Below are 24,851 nucleotides of genomic sequence, written 5' to 3' on the forward strand. Positions count from 1 at the left end.
GGAAACGACGGGCGCATCGAAGTTGCCCACAGCGAGGAGAACGCCATGGGCGAAGAGAACGCGAAGACGCCGGTCGACGACACTCGGCTGCAGGAGCTGATCGATTCGCTGGTCGCGAACCCGAAGGACGAGGCGGCAGAGCGCGAGTTCTGGAAGCTCTTCTGCAACCTGCCGGCGTGGATCTTCCTGACGACCGCCGAGGACGCCAGGCAGACCATCGAGCAGAAGAGCGCCGAGATCCGGGTCCAGATGTTCAAGGACGGTGATCGCACGCTGCTGCCGATATTCAGCTCGCAGGAGCGCACGCGCGGCCTGCTCGAGGGTGAGGAACTGGCCAACCTCAGCATGCCCCCGGAGGCGGCCCTTGCCTACGTCTGCGGCTTCCGCGGGCGGATCGACGGCTTCATCGTGAACCCCATGCCCGGCAAGTCGGGCGGCTTCGGGCATCGGCTGCCCGACCTGTGCGCGTTCTTCAGGAGCGAGCGTGGTGTGCTGCCGGCCGGGGCCATCCACTGCGCGGTCGACCACGCCCGCAACACGAGGCACCCTGCGGCCTTCCTGATGGTGCACGAGATCATCGCGGGCCTCGAGAAGATCTACGTGGGCGTCAAGGACGACAGCTTCGCCTTCGTGAAGGAAGGCGATGATCTCTGGCTCTGGGCCTTCAGCGACGCGGCCATGGCCGTGCGGGCGTGCCAGCAGCACGAGGGTCTCAAGATGATCGAGGCAACGCCGGCCCAGCTCGCCGAGCGTGCCAAGCAGGCCATCGAGCAGAGCGAGGGCCGCGTCAAGGGCGTGGTGCTGAATCACCCGGAGGCTTCGGTCGCGATCGACCTGGACGTTCTCGCGAAGGCCATGGAGGCGGCTGGCTCGGCATCTCCGGAGGGGTGAGTCGCCGGGCCGAGCTCGGAGCGAGCGGCCCGCCAGCCATACGCTTTGGCCATGAACCCCGAGGCCGCTCCTTCCCATCCCGAATCGCCCGCTCGACCGAAGCACTTCATCGAGGAGATCATCGATGCCGACGTGCAGGCCGGGCGGTTCGGGCAGCCGGGCGACTCGGGCGTCGTCAAGACGCGGTTTCCGCCCGAGCCCAACGGGTACCTGCACGTGGGGCACGCGAAGAGCATCTGCCTGAACTTCTCGGTCGCGGCGGCCTACGGCGGGGCCTGCAACCTGCGCTTCGATGACACCAACCCGGCCAAGGAAGAACAGGAGTACGTCGACGCCATCGTGCACGACGTCCGCTGGCTGGGGTTCCGCTGGCCGGGGGCGAACGACGACGACGCGACCGCGGGCGTGGTGTTTGCCAGCGACTACTTCGACCGCATGTACGAGCTCGCGCAGAACCTCATCCGGAAGGGGCTGGCCTACGTCGACGAGCAGTCGGCCGAGCAGATTCGCGTGAATCGGGGCACGCTGACCCAGCCCGGCAAGCCGAGCCCGTTCCGCGATCGGCCGGTGGAAGAGAACCTCGACCTGTTCGAGAAGATGAAGCGTGGCGAGTTCGGCGACGGCACGCGCGTTCTCCGCGCGAAGATCGACATGGCCTCGCCCAACATCAACCTGCGCGATCCGGTGATGTACCGCGTGGTGAACAAGCCGCACCATCGCACCGGCAGCACGTGGCACATCTACCCGATGTACGACTGGGCCCACGGGCTCGAGGACGCGTTCGAGGGCGTGACGCACTCGATCTGCACGCTGGAGTTCGAGGACCATCGGCCGCTGTACGACTGGTTCATCGACGCCATTAACGCCGACAACCCCGAGCCCATCCTGCACCCCCGGCAGATCGAGTTCGCGCGGTGGAGCCCGAGCTACACCGTAACGAGCAAGCGCCGGCTCCGCGAGCTCGTCGAGCAGGGCCACGTCGAGGGCTGGGACGATCCTCGCATGCCGACCATCAGCGCGATGCGGCGGCGCGGTGTGACGGCGCGGGCGATCCGCAGCTTCTGCGACGAAGGCGGCGTGACCAAGTTCAACGCCCTCATCGACATCGGCCGCCTCGAGAACGCCATCCGCGACGACCTCAACGAGCGCGCCCCCCGGCGGATGTGCGTGCTCGACCCGCTCAAGGTCACCATCAAGAACTGGGCCGACCACGGCGATGCCGACCGGACCGAGTGGATGGACGCAACAAACAACCCCGAGAATCCGGACGCAGGCGGGCGGCGCGTGCCCTTCACGCAGACGCTCTACATCGAGCGCGACGACTTCATGGAAGACGCGCCCAAGAAGTTCTTCCGGCTCGCCCCGGGGCGCGAGGTCCGGCTGCGCTACGGCTACTGGATCACCTGCGTCGACGTCGTGAAGGAAGGCGACGAGGTCGTCGAGCTCGTTTGCACCTACGACCCCCAGACGCGAGACGGAGATTCGCCGCCGCCCGACGCCGAGGGCAACGTCCGGAAGGTCAAGGGCACGCTGCACTGGGTGAGCGCGACGCACGCGGTGCCGGTCCGCGTCAACCTGTTCGATCGGCTGTTCACCGTCGAGCAGCCCGATCGACGGCCCAAGGACGCCGGCGAGGACTGGAGCTTCCTGCAGAACGTCAATCCCGATTCGCTCCGCGTCGTCGAGGAGGCCATGCTCGAGCCGCACTGGCCGACCACCGAGCAGGAGCGGAACGCTGGCACGGGGGCGTTCCCCGACGGCGTCGAGCGGTTCCAGTTCGAGCGGCTGGGCTACTTCTGCCTCGACCGAACGTCGACGCCCGAGTCGCCCGTGTTCAACCGCACGGTGACGCTAAAGGACGCGTGGGCGAAGGTCTCCCGGCGTGGGTGAGCGGGTTTGTGGCGACGGCGGCGGCCTGGGGCCGATTGGCGGTGCAGGGCCTGGTGCAAGACGGAGGCAATGGTGACCCACAGCGCGAGCACGTCCGAGACGGATCGGCAATACCGAAAGCTCAGCGTGCTGATGCCCGTGTACAACGAGGCGCGCACGCTCCGCACGATCGTGTCGCGGGTGCTCGCCGCCCCGATCGCCGAATTGGGGCTTGACCTTGAGCTAATCGCGGTCGATGACGGGAGCAAGGATCGGTCGCGGGAGATCCTCGCAGAACTCGCGGAGGGCGACCAGCGCATCCGCGTGTTCCACCAGCATCGAAACTACGGCAAGGGCGCCGCCATCCGGCGGGCGATCGACGAGTGCACGGGAGACATCGCGATCGTCCAGGACAGCGATCTCGAGTACGACCCGGCCGACTATCCGCGGATGCTCCGTCCGATCCTGGAAGGCAACGCCGACGCGGTCTTCGGGTCACGATTTGCCGCGAGCGAGCAGCGTCGGGTCTTGTTGTTCTGGCACAGCGTGGCGAATCGGTTCCTGACCACCGTCACCAACATGCTGAACGACATCAACCTGACCGACATGGAGACGTGCTACAAGGCGGTGAGGACGGACATCCTCAAGCGGATTCCGCTCAAGAGCGACCGGTTCGGCATCGAGCCCGAGCTGACGACCCGGCTCGCGCAGTGGAACGCCCGCATCTACGAGGTCTCGATCAGCTACCACGGCAGGAGCTACGCCGAAGGCAAGAACATCACCTGGAAGGACGGCGTCCAGGCCCTCTGGTTGCTCTTCAAGTTCCGATTCTTCGACAAGCGCTTTACTACGCACGACGGGTACTACATGCTCGAGAGCGTTCGGCGGGCCCGGGGCTATAACCGCTGGCTGCTGTCGCAGTTCGAGTCGCACGTCGGGTCTCGAGTACTCGAGGCCGGCTGTGGCATCGGTAACTTCACCGAGCAGTTGCTCGATCGTGAGCGGCTGATCTGCACCGATCTCGATCCCTACTACGCCGAGATTGCCGACAGGCGGTACGCGCACCTCGAGAACGTCACCGCCTCGCAACTCGACCCGTCCCTTGCCGACGACGTTGCTCCCGTTGCGCTCGAACGGCCCGACACGGTCATCGCGATGAACGTCGTCGAACACGTGGGCGACGACGAGGCGGTGCTCAAGAGCTATCACGACGTCCTCCAGCCGGGCGGCACGGTGGTGGTGCTCGCGCCGGCGCACGATTGGCTGTTCACCGAGTATGATCGTCGCCTCGGCCACTTCCGCCGTTACACGCGGGCAACGCTGAGCGAACGCCTCAAGGCCGCCGGGTTCGAGGTCGTGCATACGCAGCAGTTCAACCGCCTTGGCGTGCTTGGCTGGTGGGCCAGCGGCAAGCTGGGGCGCAAGCAGTTCACGCCGGGCCAGATGAAGCTGTTCCACCGGCTGCTGCCCATCGCCAAGATCGTCGAGAAGATTGACAGCCTGCCGGGCCTCAGCGTGATCGCCATCGGCCGAAAGCCGGCGCGTTCGCCGCAGGCCGCGCCCCCGGCGAGCGAGGAGCAAGCCGAAACCTCTTCTCAGGTCGAGGCCAAGCCCCAGCACGAGCCCGTCGCCCGGGCCTAGCGGGTTCTCGGCCGTCCGCTCAAGGGCGATGAAACGAACCCGCCGAATCGGCGGTAGCCGTTCATGGCCTGCCCGCGGCGTCGGGCGGCGTGGAGGGTTGCGCGATGCTCAGGATGCTCATGGCGGGTACGTGGTGCCTGGCGGTCGTGGCGTGCACCGCGTCGACGGTTCGTGCCCAGTGCACGGCCGACTGGGACCGAAGCATCGGGCAGCCGGGCGTCGACGTGGCGAGCCTGCGCAAGGGGCTGGCCGTTGCTGATCTCGGCGACGGTTCCGAGGTCGTCATCAGCGGGCGTTTCTCATCGGTCGGCGGCGTGCCTGCCAACGGCAACGCTCGCTGGAACCCAACGGACGGCTGGCGCACGTTCGGCACCTCGGGCCTGACCAGCGCGAGCGGGAGCGTTTTGGGCAGCAACGTGGCGACCACGTTCCGCGGAGACTTTGTAGCCGGCGGCGGCTTCGCGTTCGCCGACGGCGAGCCGGTGAGCGGCATCGCGCGATTCGAAGTCTCGCCCGAGGGCGGCTTCTGGGATGCGCTCAACGGCGGCGTCGATGGACAGGTGCTCGGGCTGCGCGTGCTCGAGTTCGAGGGCGAGGAACTGCTGTTCGTCGGCGGCACGTTCTCGACGGCCGGTGGCGGGGCCGTGACGAGCCCGGGCGTGGCCGCATGGGACGGCAACGCGTGGCGCGGCTTCGGCGACGGCGTCCTCGGCTCGGTCAACGACTTCATGATCTACGACGACGGGTCGGGACCGTCGCTCTACATCGCAGGCCGATTCACGGTGCCGGGCGGTGGCAATGGCAACCTCGCCCGCTGGAACGGGTCCGGATTCGAGGAAGTCGGCGGCGGCCTTGGCGGCGGCGCGAGCCCGCGCGGCAACTCGCTGGCGATCTACGACTTCGGCGATGGCGACGAGCTCGTCGTCGGCGGCAACTTCCTCTTCGCCGGACGACTCGATGCCGACTCGATCGTGCGGTGGGACGGCCGCGAGTTCGAGAACGTCGGCGACGGCTTCGACAACACCGTCACGACGCTGGTCGTTGAGGACGTCGGCGACGGCGAGCGGCTCTACGCCGGGGGCAGCTTCATCCTCTCGGGGATTGAGGCCGTGTTCGGCCTGGCGTCCTGGGATGGCGGCTCTTGGCAAACCGTCGGCGACGGCGTGTCGGGCGGGTCCGTGCCGGGCGTGGCCGCCGCCGTGGCGTACGACTTACCGGGCGTGGGCAACGCGCTGGTGGTGACCGGTGGGTTCAGCTTCGCCGGGTTCGACGAGGCCCGGAACATCGCCATCTGGGCGTGCGGCGGCGCCTGCCGCGCCGACATCGATGGCGACGGGAGCCTGACGATCTTCGACTTCCTGGGCTTCCAGAACCTGTTCCAGGACGGCGACCTGGCCGCCGACTTCGACGGCGACGGCGAGCTGACGATCTTTGACTTCCTGATGTTCCAGAACGAGTTCGATGCAAGGTGCGAGTAGCTGCTGGCCAGTGATCAGCCTCGGGCGTGTGAATCTGGGTAATCGAACAAGTTTTTCTGTCTCGGCGTGATCCGCCGGTCAAAATTGCGTTCTAATACGCAAGTACGTCGCAGTGTCGCAACAGCCGGAGGGGATCCGCCATCATGAAGACTCGATCCAAGACCGCAATGGCGGCCGCTGCGCTCGGTGTCGCCGGCGTCGCCGCGAGCGTCCATGCTCAGTGCACCGTCTACCGCCTGGGCATGCCCGACTTCGACCAGCGACGCAGCGCGCTGCCCAATGACGGCCGCATGTACTGCTTTCCAACGGCAACGGCCAACGCACTGGCATACATCACGAACCACGGCCATCCCGGATTGCTCGACGGCCCACGGAATTGGCAGAGCCAGACGCACTACGACGACGTCAGCGCGGTGCTGGCGATCCTCGGCGTGACGATGTTCACCGATCCGGACGATGGCACCACGATATCGAACTGGCGGTCTGGGACGCTGGCTGCCCTGAGCGGCCAGGGTGGCTTCCTCGCTATGAGCTACACCACCGGCGGCTTCGCGGGCCTCAGCCCGATCCAGATGGCCGACCACATGCGTATCGGCGGAATCATCCTGCCGGTCATCGGCTGGTACGAGAACGCGGGTTCTGGCTTCTGGTTCCGAGACGGCGGGCACATGGTCACTATGTGGGCGGCTTTCGGAACCTGCGGCGACCCGCGCGACATGGTGCTGGGCTTCCGCGACCCGAGCAGCAGCGACTCGCTGTCCCAGCAGAGCACGTTTGCCACGACCTTCAGCCAGTTCAGCCGCTCGGCGGCATGGCGCTTCAAGCGTGGCGACGAAGGCATCTTCTTTCCTCGCGAGATGTACAAGATCGACGCGTACGGCTCGAACGACGGCTTTCTGGACGGCATGGCCGTGGTCCTTCCGGCGCACGGGCTGACGACCGACCCAGTCACGCAGGACATCGACCTCAGCATCCCGCAGGGCACGACCGACGAGCCCGGGCCCAAGCGCTTCCGCACGCGGCCGTGGCCAGGCGGCGACCGGCTGATCGCCATGGCCCAGGGCGTGCTGCCTACCGAGGGCTTCGTGCTCTCGCAGCCCGACCGCGGGTTTGCGACGCTGTCGAAGGTGCACTTCCTCGACGGCGACGTCGAGGCCGTCGACTCGTTCCCCTCGGCCATCGACCTGGTCGTCGGCCGCGACGGCAGCGCGTACGTCGCAACCGATTCGAGCATCCGCCGCTACGAGTTGACCGACGATGGCGCGATCGCGCTGACCGACTCGGTCGACCTGCCCGCCACGCCCGACTCGATGTTCTACAACGATGGCACCGACGAGCTGCTGGTCCTGAGCGTCGCCGACCGCCGCTTGTTCCTGCTGGATAAGGACCTGATCATCCTTCGCAACGACCAGGTGCCGACCGGCGCGCCCCTGATGGGCGACGGCTCGGTCACCGTCAACCCCATCGACGGCAGCGAGTGGCTCGCCTCTACCGGCTCGACCACGCTGACCAGACTGACGCGCGACGGCGCGGGTCGTCCGTCCATCGACGGCCAGCCCACGCTGCCCGGCGTCGACAGCCCGACGGCCGTGCAATTCGACGACTTCGGTTTCCTGCACGTGGTCGACGACGGCGTCATCCGAGCATTCGAGCCCGGAGCGCGCGGCGCGTGGGTGGCCGCTGATACGCCGCTCGATGGTGAGCCAAGCGGCCCCGTCTTCCGCATTGGCCGAGGCCGAACCAACCACACGCCCGAGCTCGACGACATCAACCTCCTGCCACTGGCGCCTGCGGTAGGCGAGGAGGATTGCCGGGCCGATCTTGATCTGGATGGCGAGCTGACGATCTTCGACTTCCTGGAGTTCCAGAACCTGTTCTCCAGCGGCAGCACGTGGGCCGACTTCGACTACGACGGCGAGCTCACGATCTTCGACTTCCTGGCGTTCCAGAACGACTTCGCCGCCGGGTGCGGGTCGTGAGCTCGAAACCTGGCTCGCCGCGTGTGGACCCGAGCGTTTGAAGAAATCTTGCGGCTCCGCGTGAGCAGGCGGCGGGCTCTACGTTGTACTACCCAGATGCGTCGCGATGCCGCGACCAACGAAGGGGATTCACCATTATGCTGAACCGATCCATGACCGTCGTGGCCGCCGTCCTCGGTGCGGCCGGACTTTCGAGCAGCGTGCATGCGCAGTGCAGCGTCTATCGCCTTGGCATGCCCGACTTCGACCAGCGACGCAGCGTGCTGCCCAACGACGGAAGTGCGTATTGCGTGCCGACGGCCACGGCCAACGCGCTGGCATACATCAGCAACCACGGCCAGCCCGCCGTGTTCGGCGGGCCGCGAGACTGGCAGAGCCAGAGCCAGTACGACTACGTCAACACCCAGCTCACGACCATGGGCCTCTTCATGGGCACCGACCCCGAAGACGGCACGGGAGTCCGAGGCTGGCGGCTGACGACAGAGGCCTATGCGCGCAACGGCGATGGGCTGCTCGTGGGCAGCTACCAGGCCTTCGGCGAGATCGGCGTCAACCCGTTGCAGATGGCCAACCACATGCGCTTGGGCACGCTGGTGATGCCCATCATCGGGTGGTACGACGAGCTCGATGTCAATCGCTATGAGCGCGACGGCGGGCACGTGGTCACCATGTGGGGCGGCTCGAACCTGTGTGATGGTCCCGACGACATGCGGATGCTCTTCCGCGATCCCGGGAACGACCGGTGGCTGTTCGACCAGAGCGACTTCGCTACGACGTTCACGATGTTCGAGTACGAGTCCAACTGGCGGTTCAAGTACGATAGCGAGAGCCAGTACTTCTCGAGGCCGATCTATCAGCTGACCTCGACCACTCGTGGCTTCCTCGACGGGTTCTTGTACATCATGCCGGCGTTCGGCCTGATGACCGACCCCATCACCCAGGACGTCGACGCACGCGTGCCCCTCCCCTTCACGGACGAGCCCGGCCGACGCGTGTTCGACGCCGATCCGACGCCCGCGTTCACCACCGTCATCGCGATGGACCAGGGCCTCACGCCCATCGAGGCGTTCGTGCTCACGCGCTCGGAGCGCACGGGCGCCGGCACGCTCCACACGCTCGACGTGATCAGCGGCCAGATGACCGCCGTCGGCCCCGTGGCGTCGCCGCGTGGCGTCGCCAGCAGCCTCGACGGTTCGGTGTTCGTCGCGGGCGCGAGCGACCTGGTGCGATACACGCCCCAGCTCGGCGGCGGGCTGTTGCCGACGGGCAACCTTGCCCTGCCCTTCCCCGTCGACGCCATGACCTACGACGACGAGACCCGAGAACTGTACTTTCTGTCGCGAGCCCGCCGTCGCCTGATGCGGGTCAGTGAGGGCCTGGTGTTGCTTGAGAGCTCGGCGATCCCCTCCGAGGTCGAGCTCTCGCCCCATGCCTCGATCGCGATCAACTCGGAGCCTGATGGTGGCGCCAGCAAGGTCACGATCCTCGTGTCCGATACCGGCGGCGTCTCAGAGTTGACGCGTGACGTCACCGGGCGACTCATCGTGGCTTCGAGTTCCAAGCTCCCGGGCGTGACCGATCCGCATTCCCTGCAACTCGGAGACGATGGCGTGCTCTACGCGGTCGACGACAGCATCGTTCACGCGTTCGAGCGCGACAGCATGGGCGACTGGCAGGCGGTCGACCGGCCGCTGGCCGGCGAACGCACCGGTCCGGTATTCCGCGTTGGCCGCGGCCGCTCGAACTTCAACCCCGCGACGATGGACGACGTCAATCGTTTGCCGCCAGACGACGACGGCGGCAAGCCAGACTGCCGGGCCGATCTTGATCTGGATGGCGAGCTGACGATCTTCGATTTCCTGGAGTTCCAGAACCTGTTCGCCAGCGGCAGCACGTGGGCCGACTTCGACTGCGACGGCGAGCTCACGATCTTCGACTTCCTGGCGTTCCAGAACGCATTCGATGCCGGCTGCCCGTAGCACGGCTCTCGGCTCCAGGCACGGCAAGGAACGCGGAACAGTCCTCGTCGACGCGTGGATGTTGCGCTAAGTCTTTGCAAGCCATCACACGAGCCCGCACTCAACATATCTGAACAAATCGCCCGCACTGGTTTCCGGCGGGCTGATTTGTGTGCGCTGCATGAAGAGCAACATCACAATCCCGAAGCCGCACTTCTTGCGCATCTTGGCCTGGTCTTGCGAACCCCCGCGCAGCCGGGACCATTGTGGCACAAGCCGTTCCTCGTCCACCGGTGGGCGGGTGGATCGCTTCTTCAAGTCACGCACATTCGGGGGACGACGCCCATGGATCGGACGAATCGACGCACCCGACGAGCCCGGGCGGGCTCGGATCGCAAGGCCGGTTTCACCCTCATCGAACTGCTCGTGGTCATCGCCATCATCGCGCTGCTCATCGGCATTCTGCTCCCGAGCCTCGGCAAGGCGCGTGCGGCTGCCCAGCAGATCAAGGCCGCCGCCCAGTTGAGGGGCGTTGGACAGGGCGTGGTCACCTACACGGTCGACAACAGGACGTACCCGCCCGCGTACGTCTACGGCAACGACCGCGACGGCGAGGACTGGGACGTCGAAGACCAACTCGATACCAATCCCGTGCCTGCCAATGGCTACATCCACTGGTCGTGGGCCCTCTTCGAGAGCGGCAACCTGCCGCAGGACGCCTTCGCGTCGCCCGCGGCGCTCAACGGCGGCGCACCGGCGACGAATCCGGGTCGTCGTTACGACGACTGGGAGCCCGAGCAGCGCAACGACCTCGGCGGAACGCGAGACTCCCTCCCGCCCGAGCCAGAGGATCGCCAACTGAAGCGGATGGCCTTTGCCGGAAACTCGGCGATCTTCCCGCGGAACAAGTTCTCGACGGCGACGCCCCGCCGCAACCGCCTGGTAAATCCCGATTGGATCAATAGCACCAGTGCCACGATCCTGGCGACCGAGTTCCAGGAAGGCGCGAACTGGAACAGCCTCTACGGCAGCACGCCGGGTGTCATCAAGAGCCACCGGCCGATCACGCCGTTCCTCGGGCTCAGCGCGGGGCAGGACGTCTACCGCGAAGCTCCGGGGAGCTCGAGGTCCGAGGCCCGGTTCACGTATCCCGATCCGGAGCGCGACATCATCGACGACGACGAGGCCGAGCGCACGCCGGGCCTCATCGAAGATCCGCGAACGAACCTCAACGCCGTGAGCCGCAAGCACGGCGGCAAGGCCAACTTCGTGTTCGCCGACGGGCACGTCGACCTCTTGGACGTTCGTGAGACGATCCGCAAGCGATTGTGGGGCGACCAGTTCTACAGCCTGACGGGCAAGAACATCGACGTCCGTCTCGAAGACTGATCACTTGCCACGGCCGCGGGAAACCGCGGCCGCGTGCGTTGCTGACCCATGTTCAAGCACTGCCCGTGGAATGCGGGCGCTGGGGGCACGGTCCGGCCGCCAGCGAGGGAGGAGCCGCGCGGCCGAAGCCGTCGCGGAAGGACCACCGAGCAAGAGGCTTCCTGTTCATCCTTCGGAGAGAAGTTCCATGAAGAAGAGCACCAGGATTTCGACCCTGCTGGCCGCCTGCGGCCTGGCCGGCGCTGCGGCTACCGCCAGCGCGCAGAGCATCAACATCACCGAGATCATGTACAACCCGGCGTTCGATCCTGACAACGCCTGGGAGTTCTTCGAGGTCGTCAACACGGGCGACACCGACATCGACGTCAGCGGCTGGGTCTTCGACGACGAGGGCGGCGCCCCCGTCACCGCCGCCAACATCGCCAGCGGCACCATCCCCGCCGGCGGCACGGCCGTGTTCTACGACGGCTCGAGCCTGAGCCTCTCGCAGGTCGAGGCGACCTGGGGCAGCGGCATCAACTTCATCGCCGTCGATAACTGGCAGGCCCTGAACAACGGCGGCGACACGTTCGGCCTGTGGGACAGCATCACCAGCCACGCCGGCCGCGACTTCGGCGCCGCCGTCATCGCGGTGACCTACGACGACGGCGGCGCCTGGCCCGCCGACGACGGCGTTGCCTCGATCGCGCTGACCAACCCGTTCCTTGACGCCAACGACGGCGCCAACTGGGCCCTGAGCACCGAAGGCGTCGACGGGGGCTACGTCAGCAACCCGGCCGGCACCACGTCGGTCACCAGCGTTGGGAGTCCCGGCACCACCCCGGCCGACGTGGCCATCCAGGGCCCCTACCTGGTGAACATCTCGGGCGCCACGCTCTTCGAGAGCTTCTTCCAGGCGCCCTCTTCGACCAACGACTTCCTCGATCCCGACCTCGACGGCTTCGCCCGTCGCATCGGTCCGGGCATCGACCAGCTCGCACCCGGTGGCCAGCGTGGCTCGGGTGGCTATGACGACGACGCGCACTGGATCGTCACCTACCGCTCGACGGGTTCGGGCAACGGCCTTGCCGAGTTCGTGCTGACCAACGACCCCGACGGTCCGCTGGCCCCGATCCTCTTCGACACCACGCGCGACGACGATGACCCCCGCGTGGGCTTGTTCTCCGGCAACGCCGAGAACGCCTACGCCAATCGCGAGAAGTGGGTCGACCTGGCCGTCGGCACGGTGCCGGGCGTCTACAACGCCGGCAACCCCGGCGGTTCGCCGTTCCGGTCGGCCACCGACGGGAGCTACCTGGTCTCGCCGTTCACCTTCCCGAGCACCAGCTCGTTGGGCGGCTTCCGCATCGACCTGGCCGTCCTCGACGTGCCCAGCTCGTGGTTCGCCACGCAGGCCGGAACTGGCGCCCTCGACGCCAAGCCCGGTTCGGCCGGCTACGGCAACGCGCAGATCTTCGCGACCGACAAGACCGGCGCGCCCATCAGCCAGAGCAACAACCTCAAGAGCCTGGGCGGCCTGCGTCCGTTCGACCCGGCCAACCCGCCGGCCGCGACCGATACCGACGTCGTGTTCGACACGCAGATCGCCTTCGTGCCCATCGCCCCGATCGTCAACTACGGCGTTGGCAAGCAGGAGATCCGCCAGAGCGACCTGCGCTACGGCAACGCCACCGGCCGCCTGAGCAACGGCGAGAACCTCGTGTTCGTCACCCGCGACTCGGGCTCGGGCACGCGGAACGGGTTCCAGAACTCGATCGGCCTCGATCCCTCGTGGGGCCGCGGCGAGAACATCGGAACCAAGAACAACGACGCCGCGTTCAACCTGATCGGTCCCGACTACCTGCCCAGCAACAAGGGCGGCTCGGGCTCGATGGAGGCCACCGTCATCAACACCCGCCTGGCCATCGGTCACACCGGCGCCGAGCGCGCCAGCCGCTGGCTGTTCACCGGCCGCGCCGACGTCCTGGCCGTCCAGAACGACCTCATCGGCGGCACGGAGTTCAGCCGCCCGACGATCGACGAGGTGCTGGACAACGACGCCAACGGCTACACCATCGGCGGCCCGGAGACCTTCACGACGCTCGGCAGCCCCCGCGCCGTCGCGCCCTCGCTCGGCGGCGAGATCGGCACCGGCCTGCCGCCCATGCAGAACGCCCAGGCCGCGGCCTACCTGAACAACATCACCGCCAGCATCGCGGCGTTCGAAGAGGCCGGCATGGGCACGCCCGCGACCGACTTCACGCCCGCCGAGTTCCTGGCCCTCAACTTCGTGCTCTCGGCCGCGACCGACTTCGTCCAGGAGAACGAGGACCCGATCGGCCTGATCCCCAACCCCGATTTCAACCAGGACCTCCAGGACGAGATCCGCGCGACCAGCATCGTCCTGGGCGATAGCCGCCTGGCCACGTTCGGCAGCGTCAGCACGACCGGCCTGGTGCCCACCCGCACGACCGGCGTCACCTACACCGACGGCGTCGCCGGCGGCAGCAACTACGTCGACCAGGCCGGCAGCCCCGTGTTCTATGGCAGCCCGCTCTCGGACCGCAACGGCCTGTCGGGCGACTTCAACGACGACGGCATGCGCAACGTCAACGACATCCCCGCCCTGATCAGCGCCCTCGAGGATCGCGCGAGCTTCGAGCCCGGCAGCGACGTCGTGCTTGAGATCATCGGCGACTTCAACGGCGATGGCAACTTCGACATCGAGGACGCCCGCTACTTCGCCGACGGCCTGGCACTGGACACCGGCACCGGCAACCTCGACCGCGTGGCCGGCTTCGAGGCGGTCGACGACGCCAGCGTGAGCGGCAACTTCTTCGGCACCGTCATCGGCGACGGCTCGATCGCCTACGAGTCCGGCTGGAGCCGCTTCGACGTCTCGAACGTCGACGGCCTGACCACCCCGGGCTGGACGCCCAGCGCCGGCGCCGACGGCGTGGTCGACGCGTTCGACCGCGACTACATCGCCGCCCAGATCGCCGCGGCCAACGACGGCGAGGCCAACTGGGACGACATCACCGAGGCCGTCCTGTTCGACCTCTCGGCCGACGTCACGGGCGACCTGGTCGTCAACCAGGACGACCTGGACGCGATCGACGCCATCCTGGGCGCCGCCTGCCCGGCCGACTTCGACGGCGATGGCAGCCTGACGCTCTTCGACTTCCTGGCGTTCAGCAACGCCTTCGATTCGGGCGACCCCCGCGCCGACTTCGACGGCGACGGCAGCCTGACGCTGTTCGACTTCCTGGCGTTCAGCAACGCCTTCGACGCGGGCTGCCCGTGATGGGTTGATCGGTCCGAGCCCGCGGGCCAGCGGATCGCGGCAACTACTTCGACCGAGCCCCGCGCGAACGTGCGGGGCTTCTCTCGTGCCCAAAGTTCGAGCAAAGTCATCATTGCGAGTCGTGGCATCTCCGGGCTCTGGCGCAAGCGTCGGTGGACGCGCCGTCCCGATCGCGTCGATACCACTGCACGCCAACATCAAGGAGACAGGCAATGCAAGGGCGAGCGATGCAGTCGGGATGTAGCACGGCTGCCGGTGTGATAGTCCTGACGGCAGCGGCCATTGCATGCGGACAGATATGCGATCCCGATGAGCTCTTCCTCACCGACCAGATCTTGCCGGCGAGCGGCGAGCTATGGGACGTCACGACGGCCGACTTCAACGGCGACGGCCATTGGGACCTGGCGACCGCCGACGGTTACGGCAACGAGATCGTGATCTACTTGAACGACGGCACCGGGGGTTTCCCGTTCCGCCAGGCCGTGCCCGGTCGGGGCCTGCCCGACACCATCGAGCCGGCCGACATGGACGGCGACGGCGACGTCGACCTGGTGGTGGCAGACCAGCGGGCCGACGGGGTAGTGGTGTACATCAACAACGGCTCGGGCGTGTTCGCCGAACACGCGACGGTGCTGGCCGGGGACGGACCCATCTCGCTAGCGCTCGCCGACTTCGATGGCGATGACGACATCGACGCCGTGACGACGCCGATCTTCGACGACGAGGCCGTGCTGCTGCTCAACGACGGCACGGGCCGGCTCATCCGCGCCCGCGCGCTCACGGGGATCGGTCAGGTTCGCCGCGACCTCGTGGCGGCCGACCTGGACGGCGACGGCGACGTCGACCTGGCGCTGCCCGACGGACGCAACGACGCCGTGCTCGTGTTGCGGAACGCGGGCGACGGGGTCTTCGGATCGCCCGAGACCCTGGCGGCGCCCGAGAATGCCGGTTTCCTCGTCGGCGGAGACTTCGATCAAGACGGCGACGTCGACCTACTCGTGCAGGGCGTCGCCACCGAGCCGATACGCTGGCTGGTCAACGACGGCGCGGGCTCGTTCGACGAGGCGCGCGACGTCGAACTACGGGCCCCGGGTGCCATGGGGCCCGCTATAGATGTGACCGGCGATGGACTGCTGGACCTCGTCTTTCGCGACTACGACCGCAGCCGCGTGTTCGTGCTGCCTGGCGACGGTGCGGGCCAGTTCGGTCCGGCGGTGGCCTCGGCCGTCGGCGACCGCACCTACCGGGTGGTGGCCGCGGACTTCGATGGCGACGGCCAGATAGACCTTGCGACAAGCAAGTCCGATGAGCCAAGCTACACCCGCGTGCTTAGCGGCAAGGGCGGCGGCCGCTTCGGGGCCCAGGTCGTCGTGGACAACGTCGGCGACGGGGGCATCGCAGCGGCCGACTTCGACGGCGATGGTGACGATGACCTGGCCATCACGAGCATCGACGACGGCGTGCTGAGCGTACTGATCAATGACGGCGATGGCACGTCATACGAGCGCGTCGACGTCCATGTGGGTCGGGATCCCGGGCCAGTCCAGGCGGGAGACCTCAACGGCGATGGCGCGATCGATCTCGTGGTCGCCAGCTATCGCAACGATCCCGTCACGATCCTGCTCGGCGACGGCAACGGCTCGTTCGAGGTCGCCCGTCGCGTGCCGACCGTCCGGGGGCCCGACGACATGGCGCTCGTCGACCTCGACGGCGATGAAGACCTGGACCTGCTGTTCGCCACCGGCGGCAGCGACGGCCTGGGCGTCCTGCTCAACCGTGGCGACGCGACCTTCGAAGCGGCAAGCTTCTTCGAGGCGGCTCGCGGCGGCAGCGCTCTTGCCCACGCGGACTTCGACCGCGACGGCTCCGTCGACGCCGCCGTGGTAGCGCCCGGCGACGATGTCGTGACGCTGTCGCGCGGCGTGCCGGGTGGCGCGTTCGAGCCCGGCGAGGTGCTGGTCGAGTTCGAGTCGCCCGCCGACGCCGTGGCGGGCGATTTCACCGGCGATGGCTGGCCTGATCTCGCGGTGGCGTTCAAGAATCGCGATGGCGACGACTTCGTCACCATCTTTTACAACGATGGTGCCGGGAGCTTGACGGGACGAGAGTCGTGGCTGATCAGCCGCCTCCCGAGCGATCTCATCGCGGCCGACGTGAACCGCGACGGGGCCACCGACCTGGTGGTCCTCGGGTTGTTCGAGGCCCAGCTCTTCGTCCAAGGCGGCGACGGCCGGCTCGACCCCGGCCCGACGATCGACGTTGGCACGGTTTATCGACGGATGATCATGGCCGACCTCAACGGCGACGGCGTCGACGACCTGGCGACCATCGGAGGTGCACATCGCGAACCTGGTCAGCTCCGCATCACCTTTGCAAACCCTGCCTGCGGCTGCCCGGCCGACCTCGACGGCGACGGACGGCTCACCATCTTCGACTTCCTCGCGTTCCAGAACCTCTTCCAGGACGGCGACGCCCGCGCCGACTTCGACGGCGATGGCTCGCTCACCATCTTCGACTTCCTCGCCTTCCAGAACGCCTTCGACGCCGGCTGCCCGTAGGCCACGGGCCCGGTCGCGGCCGTACCCTCGGTCATGCCGCGATCGACCAGGAGCATCCTGCTGCTCGTCGGCCCGGGCGTGCTCGTCGCCGCGACGGGCGTGGGGGCGGGCGACCTGGCGACCGCCGCGTTCGCGGGCAGCAAGCTGGGCCTGGCCGTCCTGTGGGCGGTCATCGTCGGCGCGATGGCCAAGCTGGTGCTGAACGAGCAGCTCGCGCGGTGGCAGCTGGCGACGGGCACGACCATCCTCGAGGGCGCGATCAAGAGGCTCGGCCCCGTCGTGTGGGCCGTGTTCGGCGCGTACCTGCTGCTGTGGAGCCCCTTCGTCGCCGTCGCGCTCATGAAGGCGTGCGGGGCCGTCCTCAGCGCGATGGTGCCGAACCTGCCGGCGTGGACGGGCGCCGTCGGCTGCTCGATGGTCGGCCTCGTCATGGTCTGGGTGGGCGGATTCAAGCTGTTCCAGCGCGTCATGGCCGCCTGCATCGCCGTCATGGTCGTGGTCGTCGTCGCGAGCGCGGCGATGACCAAGCCCTCGCTGCTCGAACTCGCCAGCGGCTTCGTCCCACGCGTACCCCCAGACGCCGAAGCCCTCGGCTGGACCATCGCGCTCGTCGGCGGCGTGGGCGGCACGCTGACCATCATCTGCTACGGCTACTGGATGCGCGAGGCCGGCCGGGGCAGGCCCGAAGACCTCGCGACCTGCCGCATCGACCTGGCCGTGGGCTACTCGATCACGGCGCTCTTCGGCGTGGGCATGATCGTGCTGGCGGCGGGCGTGGCGGGCAGCGGAGAGCTGGAGGGCCGCGGCGCCTCCGTCATCGTGCAGGTCGCCGACCGCATCGGCGCGTCGACCAACTCGGCCCTCTCGCAGGCCATGCGCTGGGCGTTCCTCGTCGGCGCCTTCGGCGCGGTCTTCTCCAGCGTGCTGGGCGTGTGGCAGGCGGTGCCCTACGTGTTCGCCGACTGGTGGGCCATGCGGCCGGGCGCCAACGCTAAGACGGCGCCCGTCTCGACGACGTCGCTGCCCTACCGCGGCTTCCTCGTCGCGCTGGCTACGCTGCCGTGCGCACTGCTGTTCGTCCGGTTCGAGACCGCCCAGAAGCTCTACGCCATCGTCGGCGCGGCGTTCATCCCGCTGCTCGCCCTGGCCCTGCTGCTGCTGATGAATCGCCGCGACTGGGTCGGCCGCACCCTGGCCAACCGCTGGTGGGCCAACGTGGCGCTCGTCGTCGCGCTTGCCGTCTGCGTCGTCGCGGCGTGGCGGTCGATCGAGAGCCGGCTCGGCTAGGCCGACTCAGCCCTCAACGAACTTCTGCCGGAACGCCTCGTGCGCTTCCACGTCGCCGATGAGGACGATCTCGTGGCCGGCCTCGAGCACCGTGGTCGCCGGCGGGTTGGCCGTCAGGCCGTCCTGGTTGCGGTACCCCACGATCGTGCAGCCCGTCGCCTCGCGCAGGCCGCTCTCCATGATCTTCTTGCCCACCACCGACTTGGGCACCTTCGCGTCGAAGACCTCGAGCCCCTGGGCCACCGTCACCAGCCGCCCCTGGTGCAGCAGGTTGTAGAAGGCCGATGCGCCCGTGCTCGCATAGCTCTGCACGAAGTCGGCCCCGGCGCGGTGCAGCGCCGCCACGTGCTTGTCCAGCGTGCATCGGGCGATGACCTCGATGTCGGGCCGCAGCTTGCGGCAGAGCAGCGTGAGGTACAGGTTCACGTCGTCGTTGTTGCTCGTGATGACGACGGTGGGGGCCTTGGCCAGTCCCGCGGCTTCGAGGATCCGCGGCTCGGCGGCGTCGCCCACGATCGTCTTCTCCGGGTTCGTCACACGCCGCTCGGACCGCTCGATCACTCGGTAGTCGATGTCGCGCAGCTCGAGCGCTTCGGCCGTCGCCTGGCCGATCCGCCCGTTGCCGATGACGATGACCGGATCGCCGCTGACGTTGTAGATCGCAAAGTGTTCGTCGTATGCCTCGAGCTGCTCGGCCGATCCGGCGAGCAGCAGCACGGTCCGCTCGTTCACCACCGTGTCGGGCCGGGCGGGGCGAAACACGCCGCGGTCCCACAGTCCCACAACGTTGACGCCCAGCTCGGTCAGCTTGTTTTCCCGCAGGCTCCGGCCGATGAGCGGCGTGCGAGCCGCGCTGGCCTCGGCCACGATCAGGTTGTCGAACCGGGCGACCTCGTGCGTCACGGCGTCGCCGCCCGAGATGCATCGCGCCAGCGCCTGGCCCATCACCCGGTCGAGCCGGACCACGCCGGTGGCGCCGGCCATTTCCAGGATGGGCACCGAGGCGCCGAGGTCGGCCGTGGCAAAAACCGGCACCTTTTCGTTCACCGCGCGCACGGCAAACGCAACGGCCGTGTCCTGCGCATCGGTCCGCGTCGTCACGACCATCGCCGCGTTCGCGATGCGGGCGGCCTTGAACGCCTCGGGATCGTCCAGGTCGCCCACCATCACGCGCACTTCCTGGTCGTGGAGCTTCCTCGCGTTCTCGACGTCTGGCACGAGCACGACGTAGTCCTGGTTTACCTGCCGGAGCTTGGCGATGAGCGACTCGGTCACGGCGTCCAGATGCGTCAGGATCACGTGGTCCTTCGTGTCCTCGGGAAGCTTGCGGGGCGTCCGCGCGGCGGTCTGCGCTTCCATCCACGGCGCATAGAAGAACTGGATGAACATGAACGGAAGCAGCGCGAGGAGGAAGATCGTGCCGCTGATGACCACGATGATCGAGAAGAGCCGACCAAGGTCGCTCTGAAAGGTGATGTCACCAAAGCCAAGCGTGCTCATCGTGACGATGACCCAGTAGAGCCCGCCGATGATGGTGTGGTCTTGCTGCTCGTACTCCATGATCAGGTGGAACAGCACCGTGTGCACGGCCATCAGGCCGACCAGGATCAGCAGGAAGCGGCCCAGCACCTTCAGGTTCCGCCGGGTCCGCCGCTGGCTGGTCAAGATCAGGATCTGGGCGGCGATGGACTTCATGGCCAACGGTAGCGGCTCGGGTTTTAGTCGCCACCACACTGGCCGTATGCTTGTCCTCGCCTCGCCGGGGACCGCTCGCCCGCCATGGAACGTCGCCAGGTCGAATCACCGAGCCAGCGAGCACCGGGTCCGTGGCGGTCCGCCGCGGCCGTCGCGTTGTCGATGCTCGGCGCAGCCGCCCTGGCCGTCGATGCAGGCGTGCCCGATGCTCCGCTTGCTCGGTCCTGGCTCGTCGCCGCCCAGATCGCCCTACCCTGGCTCGCTGCGATCGCCGCTGGCGACGTCCGCCTGCTCGCGCTCCCCGGATTCGGCCCGACCCGCCGGTACCGCCGGGCAAAGGGGCTCGCCATCGAATCGGGCGTCGCGCTGGCCACGCTCGGCTGGGCGGTCGGCCTGCCCGCGATCGCCGGTGGACTCGCGGTCGCGGTCTGCATCGCCTACGCCATCAGCCTCACGGGCGTGCTCTCACGCACGCTCCGCCACCCGAATCTGCTCCTGCCGGCCTCGTTCGCCGCCATCATCCTCGTCTGCACCCTGCTGCTCAAGCTTCCCGCGGCCACGCCCGCAGACGAGCCCATTGGCTGGATCGACGCGCTCTTCACCGCCACCAGCGCCACGTGCGTCACGGGCCTGGCCGTCCGAGACACCGCCAGCGGGTTCACCCTCTTCGGCCAGGCGGTCATCGCCGGAGCCATCCAACTGGGCGGCCTCGGATTCATGATCTTCGGCTCCACGCTCGCCCTGCTCTTTGGGGTACGCCCGAGCTACCAAGAGAACCTGACGCTGAGCGCCGCGCTCGACGAGTACCCCGCCCATCGCATCATGCGATTCGCCTGGTTCATCGTGCTCGTCACGCTCGTCATCGAGGCCCTCGGCGCCGTGCTGCTCTACTTCTTATGGCCCGAGTCGCTGAGCGATGGGCCTGGCGGCCGCGCCTGGCAAGCCGTCTTCCACAGCGTGTCGGCCTTCTGCAACGCTGGATTCGACATCACGGGCAACAGCCTCATCCCCATGCGCACGGGTGCGGCGCCGTTCCTCGTCATCGTGCCGCTCATCGTCACTGGCGGCATCGGCTTCCTCGTGCTTGAAGACGTCACCGCATACATCCGCCGACGCCTGCGCCCGAGGCCGGGTCGCCAAAAGCCGAGGCTTTCGACGCACAGCAAGATCGTCCTGGCGACTACCACCTGCCTGCTGCTCGCGGGGTTCGGCGTGCTCTTCCTCGCCCAGAGCCGCATGACCGGCGGGGCGACGGCCTCGGTCGCGGCAGACGCCGCATTCATGTCCGTGACCGCGCGCACCGCGGGCTTTACCGTGATGCCCATGGAGGAACTGTCCCCGGGCTCGCGGTTCATGCTGATGATCTTGATGGCCATCGGCGGCAGCCCGGGCTCGACCGCCGGCGGCATCAAGACCGCCGTCTTCGCGGTGCTCGTCATCGCCGTCTATGCCACCGTTCGCGGCCGAGACGACGTCGAGGCCTTTGGCCGGACGCTGCCCGATGCGCTGGTGAAGCGGGCCGCCATGGTGGCCGCTGGGCTGTTGGGCGTCGTAACGATCACCACGCTCGTGCTCGACCTCACCGAAGACATCGCCTTCGAGCCGCTGCTCTTCGAGGTCGTCAGCGCCGCCAGCACCACGGGCCTCTCGCTCGGCGCTACGGACGACCTTAGCCCGTTCGGCCGCGTCGTCATGACGTTCACGATGTTTTTCGGCCGCATCGGCGCGCTCGCGCTCCTCGGCGTGCTCGTGCAAGGCGTGGGCGGTGGAATCGAACGGGCCCTCACCAGGACACAACTGCCGCGAGACACGGTCTCGCTCGGCTGATACCGCACAGGAACGCACGCATGGCCAAGGAACACGATCCATCGAACGACAAGCGGCCCATCGCCGTGCTGGGGCTCGGGCGGTTCGGCCAGCGCATCGCGACGCAATTGGCCAAGAGCGGCCAGGCCGTCATCGCGTGCGATCTTGATCGCGACGCCGTCGAACGCATCGCGTCGGACGTCGCACAAGCGATCGTCGTTGACGTGACCGACGAAGAGGCGCTCAAGGCCCGCGGCGTCCACAAGGTCAAGGCCGCCGTCGTCGCCATCGGCGATGACTTCGAGGCCGCCGTGCTCGCCACCGTCACGCTCAAGCAGCTCGACATCCCACGCATCATCGCTCGCGGTCGATCCGATACCACCGCACGCGTGCTCCGACGCGTCGGCGCCAGCGACGTCGTGCTCGCCGAGATCGAGGCAGCAGACCGTTGGGCTGGTCGGCTGCTCGGTCCGGGCGTGCTCAACCAGATCGAATTCCACGAAGGCTACAGCATCATCGAGTTGCGCGTGCCCAAGCCCTGGGTCGGCAAGTCCTTGGCCGACATCGGCGCACGCAAGAAGCACCACGTCCACGTCATCGCCGTCAAGCGTGAGGACGATTCGGTCGGCGGCGGCATGCAGGTGCTGGTCATCTCCCCGGACGAGCCTCTCAAGAAGACCGACGTGCTCATGGTCATGGGCCAGGACGACCAGCTCCACACGCTGACCGGGATTTCCTGAAGACCTCAAGAATCATTATGATCGTGCAACTTGCGCGTTTCCCCGCCGGTAGTCATGACATAGCAGCAGTGGAGCCAGTTGCGTGCTGCGTACTACGACCCGCTCGACGGGAACAGCGTGCCGTTCGGGTCTGCACCGAGAAATCCATGGAGGCGTTGAGATGCAAACCAGTTGTACTGCCGTCGGGCTATCGGTCCTTCTGGGTACGGTCGCGTTCGGCCAATCCACGGGCATTCCATGCGCGGACGGGGACTTCCTGGGCTTCGACGACGTATCAATCTTGTCTCGACACGTCGAGCGGGACGGCGGTTTGGCGTTCGTGAGCACATCACCATTCCGGGGTGAGGTCGCGGTACTCGATGTAAGCGACCCGGAGGCCCCGATAGAGATTACGCGAATCACGACCGGCGGCGCTCCGCAGCGGTTCACGATCCGCGGATCGACGCTCTACCTTGCTGCGGGCTCGGTCACCTTCCGTGCCTACGACATCGAGGACCCACGCGACACGACGCAGATCGGTTCGTACCTCGGCTCCGGTTTCGGGTACGCGGTCGACGTCATCGATGATCTGGGGTACGTCGCCTCGGGCGTTGCCGGGCTCGACATCATCCAACTCGACCTGCCTCGCCCCGTGCGGCTTGGCATCGCGGACACTCCGGGAGAGGCTCGCGACGTCCTCATCCGCGACGGACTCGCGTTCATCGCCGATGGGCTGGCGGGGCTGTCCGTCGTCGACGTGAGCGACCCCGCGAATCCGACCCTCATTACGAGCGTCGATACGCCCGCTCTGGCCCGTGGGATCGCGCTCGGCGACAACCACGCTTTCGTGGCCGATGGCCGGGAGACCCCGGACTCTGGCGGCGGCGTCGAGATCTTCGACATCTCCACACCCACGGCCCCGGTACTCGTGGCTTCGTATATCCCTGACCTCACCGTTGTCGACGTCCGAGTCGAGGACGACACGCTGTACGCGGCGACCGACGCTGGTCGCATCGACATCGTCGACGTGTCCGATCCCTCGAACCCCCGGCTCTTGGGCCAATACAGCTCGGTGGCCCGATTGGGCGCCATCGACGTCGAGGAAGGGCTCGTATACGCCGCAACACTCACGGCGGGCTTCCAGATCTTGGACATCAGGAAGCCCGCGAGTTCGCCTTTGGTAGGCGTGGCCGAATTCGACGAGGGGCTTTCCCAGACCGTCTTCGATGGGCAGATGGCCTACGCGGTGTCGCGAGACACCGGTATCCGCATCTTCGACCTCTCCGACCCCGAGCAGCCCGTCGAGCGTGCCACGCTCGCAATCGACGATCTCGAGGGCGGCGTTGCGATCGACGGCCAAACGCTTTACGTCTCTTCGGCGTCCTTTGCCACCTCTTCGTTCTCGATCATCGCGGTCGACGTCTCGGATTCCTCGAATCCAATCGTGATCAACGAGACTCCGTCTGCTGCAGTCGTGCTCGATCTCGTCGCACGCGATGGCGTGCTCTACGCACCGAGCGCGAGCGAGGGCCTCATCATCTATGACACTTCTGATCCTGGCAATCTGGAAGTGTTGAGCGACGTCGACGTCGAGCTCGTGACGCGAATTGCGCTAGACGGGAGTATCGCGTACGCCAAGGGTGGAGACACGTTCGACGACGCACGGGTCTTCGCGATCGACGTGGCCGACCCGACCGCTCCGAGCGTGCTCGGTCAAGCCACGGTAGATGGTTTTGCCAACGACCTGGAGGTCGTCGGTCCCGGAGCGGTCGCTACCGTTGGCGAGCGATTCTCGATCATCAACTTCGAGGATCCCGCATCGCCGTTCGTTGCGAACGTCGTGGATCAGCCAACCGGCAGCTTTCAGGCACTGGCACGACGAGGCAACCTGCTGCTTGCAGCCGGTGGCGGCCCCGCGGTGTACGACGTGCGGGAGCCGTTCGACCCGCGACCCGTGGGTCGCTTCGCGATCGAGCGGGGCACCAGTCGAGTGAGCTTCCTCGGCGAGTTTGGCGCGGCAAACGGGCTCGATGGCAGGATCTACATCGTCGATCTCGAAGACTGCTGCCCGGCCGATCTCGATGGCGATGGCGTGGCCACGGTGTTCGACTTCTTGGCGTTTCAGAACCTGTTCCAGGATGAAGACCCCCGGGCCGACCTCGACGGCGACGGCAGCTTCACGCTGTTTGACTTCCTGGCGTTCCAAGACGTGTTCGACGCCGGCTGCCCCTGACGAAGACGCAATCTTCGCCCCTCCCTCCGGAAAGACCCTGCAGGGCCGCCCACGGCGGCGCGTCC

14 protein-coding genes are annotated in these 24,851 nt (G+C 67.3%); 13 read left to right on the plus strand and 1 reads right to left on the minus strand.

Annotated features, from left to right (window positions below; translation table 11 throughout):
* The first annotated feature begins 45 nt into the window (after nt 1–45).
* From RIA68_13055 to RIA68_13100, 10 genes are all read left to right on the plus strand, one after another.
* Nucleotides 46–891, plus strand: a complete 846-nt coding sequence (locus RIA68_13055) for an SseB family protein (protein MEQ8318370.1) — start codon at nt 46–48, stop codon at nt 889–891.
* 51 nt (nt 892–942) lie between these two features.
* Nucleotides 943–2,781 carry a glutamine--tRNA ligase/YqeY domain fusion protein gene (locus tag RIA68_13060; GenBank protein ID MEQ8318371.1) on the plus strand — a complete coding sequence of 613 codons (1,839 nt, stop codon included), beginning with the start codon at nt 943–945 and terminating at the stop codon, nt 2,779–2,781.
* Nucleotides 2,782–2,853: 72 nt separating this feature from the next.
* Nucleotides 2,854–4,401 (plus strand): bifunctional glycosyltransferase/class I SAM-dependent methyltransferase, encoded by a 1,548-nt coding sequence (locus RIA68_13065; GenBank protein MEQ8318372.1) that lies wholly within the window; start codon nt 2,854–2,856, stop codon nt 4,399–4,401.
* Between the two features lie 104 nt (nt 4,402–4,505).
* Nucleotides 4,506–5,879 carry a GC-type dockerin domain-anchored protein gene (locus RIA68_13070; GenBank protein ID MEQ8318373.1) on the plus strand — a complete coding sequence of 458 codons (1,374 nt, stop codon included), beginning with the start codon at nt 4,506–4,508 and terminating at the stop codon, nt 5,877–5,879.
* 143 nt (nt 5,880–6,022) lie between these two features.
* Nucleotides 6,023–7,858: a GC-type dockerin domain-anchored protein gene (locus RIA68_13075; protein ID MEQ8318374.1), complete on the plus strand. Its 1,836-nt coding sequence runs from the start codon at nt 6,023–6,025 to the stop codon at nt 7,856–7,858.
* 137 nt (nt 7,859–7,995) lie between these two features.
* Entirely contained in the window at nt 7,996–9,837 is a 1,842-nt protein-coding gene (locus RIA68_13080; GenBank protein MEQ8318375.1) for a GC-type dockerin domain-anchored protein, read from the plus strand.
* A gap of 324 nt (nt 9,838–10,161) precedes the next feature.
* Complete coding sequence (locus RIA68_13085; GenBank protein MEQ8318376.1) at nt 10,162–11,205, plus strand: prepilin-type N-terminal cleavage/methylation domain-containing protein; 1,044 nt, start codon at nt 10,162–10,164, stop codon at nt 11,203–11,205.
* 187 nt (nt 11,206–11,392) lie between these two features.
* A complete protein-coding gene (locus tag RIA68_13090; protein MEQ8318377.1) occupies nt 11,393–14,488 on the plus strand; it encodes a lamin tail domain-containing protein in 3,096 nt (1,031 codons plus the stop codon).
* Nucleotides 14,489–14,745: 257 nt separating this feature from the next.
* Nucleotides 14,746–17,046: an FG-GAP-like repeat-containing protein gene (locus tag RIA68_13095; protein MEQ8318378.1), complete on the plus strand. Its 2,301-nt coding sequence runs from the start codon at nt 14,746–14,748 to the stop codon at nt 17,044–17,046.
* 33 nt (nt 17,047–17,079) lie between these two features.
* Nucleotides 17,080–18,333 (plus strand): Nramp family divalent metal transporter, encoded by a 1,254-nt coding sequence (locus RIA68_13100; protein MEQ8318379.1) that lies wholly within the window; start codon nt 17,080–17,082, stop codon nt 18,331–18,333.
* Nucleotides 18,334–18,339: 6 nt separating this feature from the next.
* Here RIA68_13100 and RIA68_13105 read toward each other — a convergent pair whose 3' ends face one another.
* Complete coding sequence (locus RIA68_13105; GenBank protein MEQ8318380.1) at nt 18,340–20,028, minus strand: NAD-binding protein; 1,689 nt, start codon at nt 20,026–20,028, stop codon at nt 18,340–18,342.
* A gap of 84 nt (nt 20,029–20,112) precedes the next feature.
* On the opposite strand from RIA68_13105, the gene RIA68_13110 reads away from it, so the two are divergent.
* From RIA68_13110 to RIA68_13120, 3 genes are all read left to right on the plus strand, one after another.
* The gene (locus RIA68_13110) at nt 20,113–21,855 is read left to right on the plus strand and encodes a potassium transporter TrkG (protein MEQ8318381.1); all 1,743 of its coding nucleotides are present in this window, start codon (nt 20,113–20,115) and stop codon (nt 21,853–21,855) included.
* Between the two features lie 20 nt (nt 21,856–21,875).
* Nucleotides 21,876–22,574, plus strand: coding sequence for a TrkA family potassium uptake protein (locus RIA68_13115; GenBank protein MEQ8318382.1), 699 nt, complete (start codon nt 21,876–21,878; stop codon nt 22,572–22,574).
* Nucleotides 22,575–22,893: 319 nt separating this feature from the next.
* Nucleotides 22,894–24,786: a GC-type dockerin domain-anchored protein gene (locus RIA68_13120; GenBank protein ID MEQ8318383.1), complete on the plus strand. Its 1,893-nt coding sequence runs from the start codon at nt 22,894–22,896 to the stop codon at nt 24,784–24,786.
* Nucleotides 24,787–24,851 lie beyond the last annotated feature (65 nt).

Source organism: Phycisphaerales bacterium, from assembly GCA_040217175.1.
Lineage (GTDB): Bacteria > Planctomycetota > Phycisphaerae > Phycisphaerales > UBA1924 > JAHCJI01.